This is a genomic window from Streptomyces sp. NPDC004134 (assembly GCF_042874195.1).
In the GTDB taxonomy this organism is placed as follows: Bacteria; Actinomycetota; Actinomycetes; order Streptomycetales; family Streptomycetaceae; genus Streptomyces.
This window is the reverse complement of the sequence record NZ_JBIAMS010000012.1, coordinates 1-13,319: the sequence shown is the minus strand read 5'-3', so window position 1 is coordinate 13,319 and position 13,319 is coordinate 1. Positions and strand designations below refer to the sequence as shown.

The 13,319-nt window shown below is 74.2% G+C and carries 12 protein-coding genes; 10 read left to right on the top strand and 2 right to left on the bottom strand.

Annotated elements, in window-relative coordinates:
- Window positions 1-55 precede the first annotated feature (55 nt).
- On the top strand, window positions 56-1,099 hold the full coding sequence (locus ACFYVJ_RS16835) for a DUF1080 domain-containing protein (RefSeq protein WP_388891876.1): 1,044 nt from the start codon (window positions 56-58) through the stop codon (window positions 1,097-1,099).
- A 134-nt stretch (window positions 1,100-1,233) separates the two neighbouring features.
- Here ACFYVJ_RS16835 and ACFYVJ_RS16830 read toward each other — a convergent pair whose 3' ends face one another.
- Both ACFYVJ_RS16830 and ACFYVJ_RS16825 read right to left on the bottom strand, forming a co-directional pair.
- Window positions 1,234-2,610, bottom strand: coding sequence for a TerD family protein (locus ACFYVJ_RS16830; protein WP_388891873.1), 1,377 nt, complete (start codon window positions 2,608-2,610; stop codon window positions 1,234-1,236).
- A gap of 16 nt (window positions 2,611-2,626) precedes the next feature.
- Window positions 2,627-3,583, bottom strand: coding sequence for a DMT family transporter (locus ACFYVJ_RS16825; RefSeq protein ID WP_388891870.1), 957 nt, complete (start codon window positions 3,581-3,583; stop codon window positions 2,627-2,629).
- A gap of 89 nt (window positions 3,584-3,672) precedes the next feature.
- On the opposite strand from ACFYVJ_RS16825, the gene ACFYVJ_RS16820 reads away from it, so the two are divergent.
- The 9 genes from ACFYVJ_RS16820 to ACFYVJ_RS16780 all read left to right on the top strand — a co-directional run bounded on the left by ACFYVJ_RS16820 (window position 3,673) and on the right by ACFYVJ_RS16780 (window position 13,205).
- Complete coding sequence (locus ACFYVJ_RS16820) at window positions 3,673-4,275, top strand: TetR/AcrR family transcriptional regulator (protein WP_388891868.1); 603 nt, start codon at window positions 3,673-3,675, stop codon at window positions 4,273-4,275.
- Window positions 4,276-4,470: 195 nt separating this feature from the next.
- A complete protein-coding gene (locus ACFYVJ_RS16815) occupies window positions 4,471-5,103 on the top strand; it encodes a GntR family transcriptional regulator (protein WP_388891865.1) in 633 nt (210 codons plus the stop codon).
- Window positions 5,100-6,056 (top strand): dihydrodipicolinate synthase family protein, encoded by a 957-nt coding sequence (locus ACFYVJ_RS16810; RefSeq protein WP_388891862.1) that lies wholly within the window; start codon window positions 5,100-5,102, stop codon window positions 6,054-6,056. The genes ACFYVJ_RS16815 and ACFYVJ_RS16810 overlap by 4 nt, the downstream gene beginning before the upstream one ends.
- Entirely contained in the window at window positions 6,053-7,792 is a 1,740-nt protein-coding gene (gene araD, locus ACFYVJ_RS16805; RefSeq protein WP_388891859.1) for an L-arabinonate dehydratase, read from the top strand. The genes ACFYVJ_RS16810 and araD overlap by 4 nt, the downstream gene beginning before the upstream one ends.
- A 101-nt stretch (window positions 7,793-7,893) precedes the next feature.
- Window positions 7,894-8,844 (top strand): carbohydrate ABC transporter permease, encoded by a 951-nt coding sequence (locus ACFYVJ_RS16800; RefSeq protein ID WP_388891856.1) that lies wholly within the window; start codon window positions 7,894-7,896, stop codon window positions 8,842-8,844.
- Window positions 8,841-9,749 (top strand): carbohydrate ABC transporter permease, encoded by a 909-nt coding sequence (locus ACFYVJ_RS16795; RefSeq protein WP_388891854.1) that lies wholly within the window; start codon window positions 8,841-8,843, stop codon window positions 9,747-9,749. Before ACFYVJ_RS16800 ends, ACFYVJ_RS16795 begins: the two co-directional genes overlap by 4 nt.
- Window positions 9,746-10,927: a Gfo/Idh/MocA family protein gene (locus ACFYVJ_RS16790; RefSeq protein WP_388891852.1), complete on the top strand. Its 1,182-nt coding sequence runs from the start codon at window positions 9,746-9,748 to the stop codon at window positions 10,925-10,927. The genes ACFYVJ_RS16795 and ACFYVJ_RS16790 overlap by 4 nt, the downstream gene beginning before the upstream one ends.
- Entirely contained in the window at window positions 10,924-11,790 is an 867-nt protein-coding gene (locus tag ACFYVJ_RS16785) for a PmoA family protein (protein WP_388891850.1), read from the top strand. Before ACFYVJ_RS16790 ends, ACFYVJ_RS16785 begins: the two co-directional genes overlap by 4 nt.
- An 89-nt stretch (window positions 11,791-11,879) precedes the next feature.
- Window positions 11,880-13,205, top strand: a complete 1,326-nt coding sequence (locus ACFYVJ_RS16780) for an ABC transporter substrate-binding protein (RefSeq protein ID WP_388891847.1) — start codon at window positions 11,880-11,882, stop codon at window positions 13,203-13,205.
- The last annotated feature ends 114 nt before the right edge of the window (window positions 13,206-13,319 follow it).

Here is a 13,319-nt window from a genome sequence, read left to right as displayed (position 1 = left end):
CCCCCCACGGCCCCTTGACCCGTACGCCCTTCGACACCACCCGAGGAGCCACACCATGCGTCGTACGAGCCTCCCGCTCGCCGGCACCGCCCTGGCCGCCGCCACCCTCACCGCAGGACTGCTCGCCCCGACCGCGACCGCGGCCGGGGAGCCTGCGGCCGCCCCCGCGGGCGACACCACCTGCGCGGCCCCCGACGCCCGGTCGACCGTCCGCTTCCTGGACGACGACAGCGGCGTGCCCAACCGCGCCGCCGGGGGCGGCTGCACGATCAACGACCTCATCGACGACGAGCGCGCCTGGCAGAACCGGGGCGCGTTCGTGGCGCACACCACGAAGGTGTCGGGCTCCCTGCTGCGCGCCGACGTGATCGGCCCGGGGGAGTACGCGCGGCTGATCGTGACCGCGGCCCAGTCCGGTATCGGCGGCAAGAACGGGCCCGCGCCGTACGACGTCATCTTCGACGGCAGCAAGGAGTCGTTCGACGACTGGGGTTACGTCGGCGGGCGCGGCTTCGAGCTGAACGAGGACGGCTCCATGGAGACGGGCCCGACCCCGCCCACCGGCGGGCTCGGGCTGCTCTGGTACGAGAAGGAGGAGTACGGCGACTTCTCGCTGCGGCTGCAGTTCCGCGACGAGCGGGCGGACAGCGGCCGCTCCAACAGCGGCGTCTTCGTCCGCTTCCCGGGCGTGGACCCGGCGGCCAACCCCGAGTGCAAGACGAACGACCCGGCGTGGGTGTCCGTCAACTGCGGGCACGAGATCCAGATCAACGACTCGGCCGAGACCGGCGGCAACGACCCGCGCAAGACGGGCTCCGTCTACGGCTTCGCCGACCTCGACCTGGCCGCCGCGAAGCCCACGGAGAAGGGCGTGTGGAACGACCTGGAGATCCGGGTGGTGGGCCAGCAGTACACGGTGATCCGCAACGGCGAGGTCATCAACGAGTTCGAGAACAGGCCCGGCATCCCCTTCCCGGGCCGCCCGACCGATCCGGGCACCAGCGGCCGGCAGTTCGCCGAGGGCTACATCGGCCTGCAGAACCACGACACGCAGTCGGTCGTGGAGTTCCGCAACATCCGGGTACGCGACCTGGCGTAGCCGGCGACGCGCACGAAAGCGGCGGGGCCCGGTCCGCGGACCGGGCCCCGCCGCACTTGTGCCTACGAGCCTCCCCTGCGCCCTGAGGGCGCAGGGATGGCTGTGCGCCGTGCGGTCCCGCGGGCCGACAGGCCCTAGAGTGCCGCCGCGGCGGGCTTGACCATGCCCTTCACGGTGCGCGAGTCGACGAACTCGCCGAGGGCGGTCATCTCCCACTCGCCGCTGAACTGCTTGATGAACTTCGCCATGAGAACGCCCGTGCGGGGCTCGGACGAGGTGAGGTCGAAGCGGACCAGCTCCTCGCCGGTCTGGCCGTCGAGCAGGCGGCAGTACGCCTTGGCGACGTCGGTGAACTTCTGCCCGGAGAAGGAGTTGACCGTGAAGACCAGGCCCGTGACCTCCGGCGGCAGGCCGCCGAGGTGGACGGTGATGACCTCGTCGTCGCCCGCGCCCTCGCCGGTGAGGTTGTCACCGGAGTGCTGGATGGCGCCGTTGAGGATCTGGAGCTTGCCGAAGAAGCAGTTGTCGATCTTGTTGCGCTGGGGGCCGTACGCGATGACGGAGGCGTCCAGGTCGATGGACTTGGCGCGACGCCGGCCGCCGCCGTAGGCGGGCTCCCAGCCCAGGCCCATCTTCACCGTGGTCAGCAGCGGCTGGCCGCCCTTGACCAGCGAGACCGTCTGGTTCTTCTGGAGGTTGACCCGGCCCTTGTCGAGGTTGATCTTCGCGGGCTGCCCGGCGGCCGGCGGCTGTCCCGCCTGCTGCGGGGCGGCCGGGGGCGGGCCGAAGCCACCGGGGGCCGGCGGGGCGCCGGGCGCCGGGGGAGCGGGCGGCGGGGCCGCGGGGGCGCCCCACTGGCCCGGGGGCGGCGGGGGCATGGAGCCCGGCATCGGCGCGGCCGGCGGCATCGGGGCGGCGGGCGGCTGCGGTGCGGACGGGGCCTGCGGGGCCGCCGGCGCCTGCGGCGCGGCCGGGGCGGGCGGCGGCGGGGGCGCGGCGGCGGGCGCGGCCTGGGCGGGCGCGGGCGCCGGCTCCTCGACGCTGACGCCGAAGTCGGTGGCGATGCCGGCGAGCCCGTTCGAGTAACCCTGGCCGACGGCGCGGACCTTCCATGCCCCGTTGCGCCGGTAGACCTCCACCACGACCAGGGCCGTCTCGCTCGACAACTGCGGCGGCGTGAACGTGGCGATGACCGCGCCGCTCGCGGCGTCCCGCACCGTCGCCGTCGGCTCGGTGCCCGAGAACGTCCCGCCGTCCAGGCTGGCGGTGACCACGACCTTCTCGATGTCCGCGGGCACGCCCGCGGTGTCCACCGTGATGGTGTCGGCGGCGCCGGCCGACTGGTGCGTCACCCCGGGGCCCGAGGGCTGGTTGTAGAAGACGAAGTCGTCGTCGGAGCGCACCTTGCCGGCGGGGGTGAGCAGGAGGCCCGAGACGTCGAGCCGCACCGGCGCGGTGACGTCCACGGCCACCCGGGCGGCGCTGAGCGGTAGGTTCGAGCCAGGGGTCATCGCAGTCATGCACCGGCTAACGAACGGCCCCGGTCCGCGGTTCCGCCTCTGTCCGCCGGACGGGGACGTCCGCTGAACCGTTACGCCCCTGGTCGCCGCCGGGCCGCGGCGCGGCCCCCGTGCCCAGGGTCGCCGCCGCCACCCCGGCCGCCGCGACGGCCATCCCGGCCACCGCCACCGGGCCGGGCGCCTCGCCGAACATCGCGTACGCCCACAGCGCCGTGACCGGCGGCGTGAGGTACATCAGCGCGCTGGTCACGGTGACCCCGCTGCGGCGCAGGCTCAGCCAGTAGAAGCCGTACCCGCCGGCCGTGGACAGCACCACCACCCACGCCACCGCCAGCCAGAAGCCGCCGCCCGCGGGCGGCGCGCCCCGGCCGCCCGCCAGGGCGATGGCGCTGAAGAGGACGGCGCTCACCAGCACGTGCACGGGGACCGCGTCCACGGGCGGCAGCGGCGAGCGGGCCCGGCGCTCCAGGAAGCTGGCGCCGAGCAGCGCGGCCATGCCGGCGAAGGGCAGCGCGTACGCCCACGGCGGTGCCGCGCCGGCGCCGCCGAGGTCGTCCCGTACGACGAGCGCCACTCCCGCGAGCCCCACCGCAAGACCGGCCCACTGCCGCCGGGTCACCCGCTCGCCGAGCAGCGGCCCGGCGAGCGCGCCGGCGGCCAGCGGCTGGAGCGCGGCGATCAGCGCCGCGCTGCCGGCGGGGACGCCCAGCCCCACGGCCCAGACGATGGCGCCCAGATAGCCGCCCTGCGACAGGGCGCCGATCACGGCCTGCTCTCCCAGCGCCCGGCGGGGGAGCGGACGGCGGCGCAGCAGCAGCCAGCCGCCGGCGAAGAGCGCGGCGGCGGCGAGGAAGCGCCACATCAGCAGGGTGTCCGCCGCGGCCTCGCGGGTGCCCAGCTCGGCGCCGATGAAGCCGGAGCTCCAGAAGGCGACGAGACCGGCGGAAACGGCCGTGACACCCATGCTGACCTCCAAAATTAAACCGATCGGTTTACTCGACCTGCCCAGTGTACTAAACAGGTCGGTATACTCGACGGCGGAGGTGGTCGCAGATGGCAACGCAGACGGCGGCGCAGCCGCGGCTCACGCCGGCGGCGCGGAAGATCCTGGACGCCGCGGAGACGCTCTTCTACAACCGCGGCATCACCGCCGTGGGCGTGGACCTGATCGCCCGCCGGGCCGGTGTGACCAAGAAGACGATCTACGACCGCTACGGCTCCAAGGACGCCCTCGTCGCCGCCTACCTGCGCCGCCGTGACGAGCGCTGGCGCACCTGGCTGCCCGCCGAGGTCGAGCGCACCGCCGCCGGCGGCACCGCCTGCGACCGGATCCTCGCCACCTTCGACGCGCTCGGCACCTGGATGGGTGGGCAGTCCCCGCGCGGCTGCAGCTTCGTCAACGCCGCCGCCGAGCTGACCGACCCCGGGCACGCCGGCCGCCAGGTCATCGCCGACCAGAAGCACTGGCTGCGCGGCTATCTGCGCGAGCTGTGCGAGCGGGCCGGGGCCGGGGACCCCGGGCTGCTCGCCGACGAGCTGCTGCTGATCCACGAGGGCGCGACCGTGCTCTACGGGCTCTCCGCCGTGCCCGAGCCCGTCACCGTCTCCCGGCGGCTCGCCGAGGCCGCGCTGCTGCGCGCCGGCTGCACCGCCTGAGCCGGACGCGCCGTACCGGGCAGCCGCCCGTCCGCCGCCCGGCCCTCACCCGCGTACGCCGCCCAACTCCCCCCGGCGGTACGGAAGTCGTGCCGCCGCACCCATTGACGAACCCTCAGAGCCGCCCTATTTTCAGCGCGTCGTACTTCGTACGTCATATATGAGACGCGATACCTGAGATACCCAAGGGCGGCCATGACCTTCGCTCCAGGCCCGATCCCCTCCCGCACGCAGTACGTGCAGGACGCGATCAAGCACGCCATCCTCACCGGCAAGCTCACCCCCGGGCAGCCGCTCGTCGAGGCCGACCTGGCCGCGCAGTTCGGGGTCTCCAAGACGCCGGTGCGCGAGGCGCTCAAGACGCTGGCCGGCTCCGGGCTCGTGGTGATGAGCCAGTACAAGGGCGTCACCGTGCGCACCGTGGACGCCGCCATGGCCCGCGAGGTCTACGACGTCCGGCTGCTGCTCGAACCCGAGGCGCTGCGCCGCACCGTCGCGCTCGACGCCTCGCTGCTCGCCGCGGAAGAGGCCCTGGTACGCGCCGAGTCCGCGCCCGACGCCGCCGACCGCAGCCTCGCCAACCGCGACTTCCACCGCGCCCTCTACCTGCCCTGCGGCAACCCGCTGCTCAGCCGCATGCTCGACGACCTGCGCGACCAGGCCGCGCTGGTCTCCACCGTCGCCTGGTCCGCCAACCCCTCCTGGGAGCGCGAGGCCGGCGAGCACCGGGAGATCCTCCGGCTCGCCGCCGCGGGCGACGCGCAGGCGGCGGGCGCCGCGCTGCACGACCACATCGCGTCGTTCCTCGCCCGGGCGTTCCCCGCATGACCGCCGCCGCCGCGACCGCGGCCGACGCCGCCGCCCCCGACCGGAAGGCCGGCCCCATGGACCACCTCAGGCCCGCGCTCGCGGAGGCCGTCGCCATCCCCGTCACGCCCTTCGACGCGGCCGGCGGCATCGACGAGGACGCGTACCGCGCGCTGTTGCGCCGCCTCCTCGACGGGGGCGTACGGACCGTCACCCCCAACGGCAACACCGGCGAGTACTACTCCCTCGGCCCCGGCGAGCGCCGCCGGGTCACCGAGCTGACCGTCGCCGAAGTCCGCGGCGAGGCCGCCGTCATCGTCGGCGTCGGCCACGACCTGCCCACCGCCGTCGAGGCCGCGAGGCACGCGGGGGAGGCGGGCGCCGAGATGGTGATGGTGCACCAGCCGGTGCACCCGTACGTCTCGCAGAGCGGCTGGGTCGACTACCACCGCGCCGTCGCCGAGGCCGTTCCCGCGCTCGGCGTCGTGCCGTACATCCGCAGCGACCGGCTCGACGGCGCCCGGCTGGCGCGGCTCGGCGAGCTGTGCCCCAACGTCGTCGGCGTCAAGTACTCCGTCCCCGACGCCGCCCGCTTCGCCGCCTTCGCGCGCGACGCCGGCCGGGAGCGCTTCGCCTGGGTCGCCGGGCTGGCCGAGCTGTACGCGCCCGCCTACTGGGCCTGCGGCGCCACCGGCTTCACCTCGGGCCTGGTCAACGTCGCGCCGAAGGTCTCCCTCGCGATGCTGGAGGCGCTGCGCGCCGCCGACTACCCCTCGGCCATGCGCGTCTGGGAGCAGATCCGCCCCTTCGAGGAGCTGCGCGCCGCCGACGCCTCCGCCGACAACGTCTCCGTCGTCAAGGAGGCGCTGGCCGCCCTGGGCCTGGCCCGCCGCGACGTGCGCCCGCCGGGCCGGCTGCTGCCGGGGCCGGTGCGGGAGCGGGTGGCGGAGATCGTCCGGGGGTGGGGGATATGACCGGCGAAGGGCGCGGGCAGGGGCGCGAGTTGCGCAGCCACCGCTGGTACGGGGACGGGGTCGCCGCCGGACTGCGCTCCTTCAGCCACCGCGCCCGTACCCGGCAACTCGGCTATCTGCCCGAGGAACACCTCGGCAAGCCGGTCGTCGCCGTCCTCAACACCTGGTCCGACATCAACCCCTGCCACGCCCACCTCCGCGAGCGCGCCCAGGCCGTCAAGCGCGGCGTGTGGCAGGCCGGCGGCTTCCCGCTGGAGTTCCCCGTCGCCACGCTCTCGGAGACCTTCCAGAAGCCCACGCCCATGCTCTACCGCAACCTCCTCGCCATGGAGACCGAGGAGCTGCTGCGCTCGTACCCGGTCGACGGCGCGGTGCTCATGGGCGGCTGCGACAAGACCACCCCCGCCCTGCTCATGGGCGCCGCCAGCGCGGGCCTGCCCGCCGTCTTCGTCCCGTCGGGGCCGATGCTGCCCGGCCGCTGGCGCCGCGAAGTCCTCGGCTCCGGCACGGACATGTGGAAGTACTGGGACGACCACCGCGCCGGGCTCGTCGGCGACTGCGAACTGGCCGAGCTGGAGTGCGGGCTGGCCCGCTCGCCCGGCCACTGCATGACCATGGGCACCGCCTCCACCATGACCGCCGCCGCCGAGGCCCTCGGCATGACCCTGCCCGGCGCCTCCTCGATCCCCGCCGTCGACTCCGGGCACGAGCGGATGGCCGCGGCGGCGGGCGCGCGGATCGTCGGGATGGTGCGCGAGGACCTGACCCCCGCGCGGATCCTCACGCGCGAGGCGTACGAGGACGCCGCCGCCACCGTCCTCGCCCTCGGCGGCTCCACCAACGCCGTCATCCACCTGGTCGCCATGGCCGGCCGCTCCCGGGTCGCCCTGACCCCCGCCGACTTCGACCGGATCGCGCGCACCGTGCCGGTGCTCGCCGACGTACGCCCCGGCGGCCGGTTCCTGATGGAGGACTTCCACTTCGCCGGCGGCCTGCCCGCGCTGCTCTCCCGCCTGGCCGACGTGCTGCACCTGGACCGCCCCACCGTCACCGGCACGCTGCGCGACCGGCTCGACGGCGCCCGGGTGCACGACGAGGAGGTGATCCGCCCGCGCGCCAACCCCGTCGCCGCCGAGGGCGGCGTGGCCGTGCTGCGCGGCAACCTCTGCCCGGACGGCGCCGTCATCAAGCACGTCGCCGCCGAGCCCCGGCTGCTCGCCCACACCGGCCCCGCCGCCGTCTTCGACGACTACCGCGAACTCCAGCGCACCATCGACGACCCCGCGCTCGCGCTCACCGCGGACCACGTGCTGGTGCTGCGCAACGCGGGCCCGCTGGGCGGCCCCGGGATGCCGGAGTACGGGATGCTGCCGATCCCCGCCTACCTGCTCAAGCAGGGCGTACGCGACATGGTGCGGATCTCCGACGCCCGGATGAGCGGCACGAGTTACGGCGCCTGCGTGCTGCACGTCGCCCCCGAGGCGTACGTCGGCGGGCCGCTGGCGCTCGTCGAGAACGGCGACCTCGTCACCCTCGACGTCCCCTCGCGCACCCTGCGGCTGGAGGTCGGCGACGCCGAACTGGCCCGCCGCCGCGCCGCCTGGACGCCGCCGCCCCCGCGCTACGAGCGCGGCTACGGCGCCCTGTACGCCGACCAGATCACGCAGGCCGACACCGGCTGCGACTTCGCCTTCCTGGCCCGTACGGGCCGGGTGCCCGAGCCCTACGCGGGCTGACCGCCCCGGGCGCGCACCACCCCCGCTCCACCCCGTACCAGCCTGTCCGACTCATCGAACGACGTTCGCGAAGCGCTTCGACGGCACCGATAGGAGCAGACATGGCCCAAGCCGTGGCGCGGCCGCCGGGAACGGCCCGGCGGCGCGCGGAGAGCCGGCGCGGGGGCAGCCGGCCCGGGGGGTCCCGGCGCCTTCCGTATCTGCTGATCGCCCCCGCGGGGCTGCTGATGCTGGGCTTCATCGCGTACCCGATGCTCAGCGTCTTCTACTACAGCCTGCGCCACTACAACGTCACCAAGCCCTGGCGCGACGGCTTCGCGGGCCTGGAGAACTTCACCACGCTGCTCACCGACGACCCGCTGTTCTGGGACTCCCTGGCGTTCAGCGCCAAGTGGGTCGTCGTCGAGGTCGGGCTGCAGCTCGCGTTCGGCCTCGCCCTGGCGCTGATCGTCAACCAGACGTTCCTGGGCCGCGCGTTCGCCCGCGCGCTGGTCTTCTCGCCGTGGGCCGTCTCCGGCGTCCTCACCACGACGATCTGGATGCTGCTCTACAACCCCGCCACCGGAGTGAGCCGCTACCTCGCCGACGCCGGCATCGGCTCGTACGGCACCTCGGTCCTCTCCGACACCGGCACCGTCTTCTGGGCCGCCGTGCTCGCCGAACTCTGGCGCGGCGTCCCCTTCTTCGCCATCCTCATCCTCGCCGACCTCCAGTCCGTGCCGAAGGACCTGTACGAGGCCGCGGCGGTCGACGGCGCCGGGCGGCTGCGGCAGTTCGTGCACATCACGCTGCCGCACCTGCGGGACGCGATCATCCTGTCGACGCTGCTGCGCGCGGTGTGGGAGTTCAACAACGTCGATCTCCTCTACACCCTCACCGGCGGCGGTCCCGCGGGCGAGACGACCACCCTCCCGCTGTACGTCGCCAACACCGGCATCCACGGCCACGACTTCGGCTACGCCTCGGCCCTGACCACCGTCGCGTTCGTGATCCTCCTCTTCTGCTCGATCCTCTATCTGCGCCTGAGCAAGTTCGGAGGCGACAACCGATGAGCACCGCTCCGACCGCGCTCGCCGCGCCCCCGCGCGCCCGGGGCGCGACCCCAGCCCCGCCCGCACGCCGCGGGCGCCGCCGCCGGCGGCGTGCGTACGACGAGGTGCCGCGCTGGCAGATCTGGCTTCCGCTCGGGCTCTACCTGCTGTTCACGCTCATCCCCTTCTACTGGATGCTGCTCTTCGCGCTCCGCCCCGCCGGCTCCACCTCGCTGGTGCCGTGGCCGATGACGTTCGAGCACTTCGACAAGGTGTGGACAGAGCGCAGCTTCCAGACGTTCTTCCAGAACAGCATGCTCGTCGGGGTCGCGACCCTCGTCATGACGACCGGCGTCGCACTCGCCGGCGGCTACGCGCTGGCCCGCTTCGACTTCCGGATCAAGAAGGCGTTCCTGCTCGGGCTGCTGTGCTCGCAGTTCATCCCCGGCGCGCTGATGCTCGTCCCGCTCTTCGAGATCTTCCGCAACCTGCAGATGATCAACTCGCTGGGCAGCGTCGTCATCGCCGAGACGGTCTTCCAGCTCCCGCTGTCGCTGATCCTCATCAGCACCTTCATCAAGAACGTGCCGTACGCGCTGGAAGAGGCCGCCTGGGTCGACGGCTGCGGGCGCTTCCGGGCGTTCTGCGCGGTGGTGCTGCCGCTGCTGCGGCCCGGGCTGATCGCCGTCGGCTCGTTCGCGTTCGTCCACAGTTGGAACCACTTCCTCTTCGCGCTGATGTTCCTCAGCGAGCAGGACAAGCAGACGATCCCCGTCGGCCTCAACACCCTCATCGGCGCCGACAGCGTCGACCTGGGCGCCCTGGCGGCGGGCGGGGTGATCGCGGCGGTGCCGGTGGTGGTCGTCTTCGCGTTCATCCAGCGGTGGCTGATCACCGGCTTCAGCGCGGGGGCGGTGAAGGGATGAAGGCCCGCGACCTCCGTACGCCCGCACCGGTGCCCGTCGTGCTGGCCGGGGCCCGCGGCCACGGGCGGCGGCACCTGTCGAACATCCGCCGGCTGGAGCGCGCGGGCCGGGTCCGGCTGGCCGGCGTCTGCGAGACGCACCCGCTGACCGCGGCGGAGTTCGCCGGCGAACCCGTCGCCCAGGATGCCGACTTCGCCGCGCTGCTGGCCCGTACGGGCGCGCGGCTGGCAGTCGTCTCCACCCCGATCCCCACCCACGCGGAACTCGCCGTGGTGGCCGCCGCGTACGGCGTGCACCTGCTGCTGGAGAAGCCGCCCGCGCCGTCGTTCGCGCTGTACGAGCGCATCGAGGCCGCCTGCCGCTCCGCCGGCGCCGCCTGCCAGATCGGCTTCCAGTCCCTCGGCTCGCACGCCCTGCCGGCCGTCCGCGCGCTCGTCGCCGACGGCGCCATCGGTGCGGTACGGGGCATCGGCGCCGCCGGCGCGTGGGTGCGCGACGAGGCGTACTTCCGGCGCGCTCCCTGGACCGGGCGGCGCCGGCTCGACGGCAACGACGTGGTCGACGGGGTGCTGACCAACCCGCTCGCGCACGCCGTCGCCACCGCGCTCGCCCTGGACGGCACCGTGCGGGCCGGCGACGTCACCGGCATCGGGCTGGAGCTGTACCGCGCCCACGCCATCGAGGCCGACGACACCTCCTGCCTGCGGCTGACCACCGCCCGCGGCACCGAGGTCGTCGCCGCCGTCACCCTCTGCGCCGAGCGGGCGGCCGACCCGTACGTGATGGTGCACGGCGCCACCGGCCGGATCACCCTCTGGTACAAGGAGGACCGCGTCCTGCTCCAGCGCGCCGGGCACGGCCCGGAGGAGTTCACGTACCGCAGGACCGACCTCCTCGGCAACCTCCTCGACCACCTCGGCGACGGCACCCCGCTGCTCGCCCCCGTCGCGGACGGCGGCGCGTTCATGCGGGTCGTCGAGGCGGTACGCACCGCCCCGGACCCCGTGCCGCTGCCGGCCGCCGCCTGGCGCGCCGCGCCCGCCGACGGCGGCGCCCCCGCCGTGCGCCGCGTGGTGCCCGGTATCGACGCGCTCGTCGCCGCCGGCGCCGAGCGGCTGGCCCTCTACTCAGAACTCGGCGCCCCCTGGGCCGCCGGCAGCGAGGTGAGCCACGTATGACCGTCCCCTCCCGCGACCGCACCGGCACCGACGCCGCCACCCTGCTGAGCTGCGCGGGCCGCCGCGTCGGGCGCTACGTCCACCGCCCGCGCCTCGACGCCCGGCTGTCCCCGCGCCCGTACCTCCATCCGCTCACCACCCTGGCCGGGGTGCCGGTCACCGAGCTGATGCCCGGCGACCATCCGCACCACCTCGGCGTCAGCATCGCCGTCCCCGACGTCTCGGGCGGCAACTTCTGGGGCGGGCGCACCTTCGTCCGGGGCCGCGGCCCCGTCGAGTCCGCCGACCACGGCGAGCAGCGGCACGCCGGGTGGCTGCTGCGCGACCCGGACGGGTTCGTCGAGGAACTGGGCTGGTACGCGGGCGGCGCCGAGGTGCTGCGCGAGCGCCGGGCGGTCGCGGTCGCCCCGGCGGGCGACGGGGCGTGGGCGCTGGGAGTGTCGTTCGCGCTGACCAACGTCTCGGGCGCGCCGCTCTCGTTCGGCAGTCCCGCCACCAACGGCCGCCCCGGCGCGGGCTACGGCGGCTACTTCTGGCGGGCGCCGCGCACGGAGCGCCCGCCACGGGTGTTCACCGCGGCCGCCGAGGGCGAGGAGGCCGTGCACGGGCGGCCCGCGCCCTGGCTGGCGCTCGCCTCGGACGCCTGGACGCTGGTCTTCGCCGGCGCCACCGACGCCACCCGCCGCGACCCCTGGTTCGTACGCGCCCGGGACTACCCCGGCGTCGGCTCGGCGCTGGCCTGGTCCGCGCGGGTGCCGCTGGCGCCGGGGGCGAGCCTGACGCGGCGGGTCGTCACGGCGGTGGCCGACGGCCGGCTGGACCGGACGGCCGCGGCGGCGCTGGCGCGCAGAGCGGTGGCGTGACGGGCCGCCCGTACGCCGCCGCCGTCCCCTCCCTCATCCCGTCCCCCCCGACCCCATGCCTCCTTCATCCCACCGAAATGAGCCGACACATGACCAGGACCACACCACTGAGAGCAGCCGCCGCCGTCTGCCTGGCGGGCGCGCTCACCCTCACCGCGGCCGCCTGCGGCGACGACGGCAGCACCGGCGGCGGCAGCGAGGGGAAGGGCGCGGGCTCGATCACCTTCTGGGACAACAACGGCGGTGTGCGCACGCCGGTGTGGAAGGAGATCATCGCGGACTTCGAGAAGGCGCACCCGGACATCGACGTCGAGTACGTGCCGATCCCGATCAACGACGTGCAGTCCAAGTACGACACCGCCATCGCGGGCGGCGGACTGCCGGACGTCGGCGGCGTCACCACCTCGTACCTCGCGAACATGGTCGCGCAGGACGCGCTGGAGCCCGTCGGCGGCCGGATCGAGGACGGCGCGCTGAAGGGGGTGCTGGCCGAGAGCATGACCGAGAGCGTCCGGGCCGCGGGCGGGCGCGGCGAGGAGATGTACTCCGTGCCGACCTCCGCCAACAACGGCACGCTGTGGTACCGCACGGACCTCTTCGAGGACGCCGGGCTTGCCCCGCCGGCCACCTGGGACGCCTTCTACGCCGCCGCGGAGAAGCTGACCGACAAGGAGAACAACGCCTTCGGCTACACCATCCGCGGCGGCGAGGGCTCCATCGCGCAGGCGCTGGACGCGATGTACGGGCAGTCGGGCCTCACCGACTTCTGGGACGGCGACGAGACGACGGTCAACGCGCCGGAGAACGTCGCGGCGCTGGAGAAGTACGCCGGGCTGTACGGGGAGGTCACGCCCGAGGCGGACGTGAACAACGACTTCGTGAAGATGGTCGCGCAGTTCGACAACGGCGACATCGGGATGCTGAGCCACAACCTCGGCTCGTACCAGGACCATCTGAAGGCCCTGGGCGAGGGCGGCTTCGCGGGCCTGCCGCAGCCGACGGGCCCCGGCGGGAAGCGGGTGCAGGTCTCCAACCCGGTCGACGGCCTGGGGCTGTTCAAGTCGAGCGGCAACAAGGGCGCGGCCTGGAAGTTCATCGAGTTCGCCGCGGCACACGAGGCCAACAGCACGTGGAACGAGGCGGCGGCGCAGATCCCCGCCAACACGGAGGCCGCCGGGGACCCCTGGATCAGGGAGTCGGCGCGGGACAACGCCGCCTTCACGTCGCTGACGGACGGCAGCACGGAGATCGTGCAACTGCCGTACCACCTCCCGGACTGGAACGACATCAGCAAGACGGGGAACGAGCCGGCGTTCCAGAAGGTGCTCCTCGGCGAGATGAGCGCGAAGGAGTTCCTGGACGGGATGGCGGAGCAGTTGAACGAGGCCCGGGCGGAGTGGCAGGAGCAGCAGTGACCCCCCGCGGGGCGGCGGGCGGGGGGGGGCCCCCGCCCCCCCCCCCCCCCGCAGTTTAGGGGGCGCCCAAACGGCAACACACAAAGGACCCGGCGGGGTTGCGGCCGGGGTTGG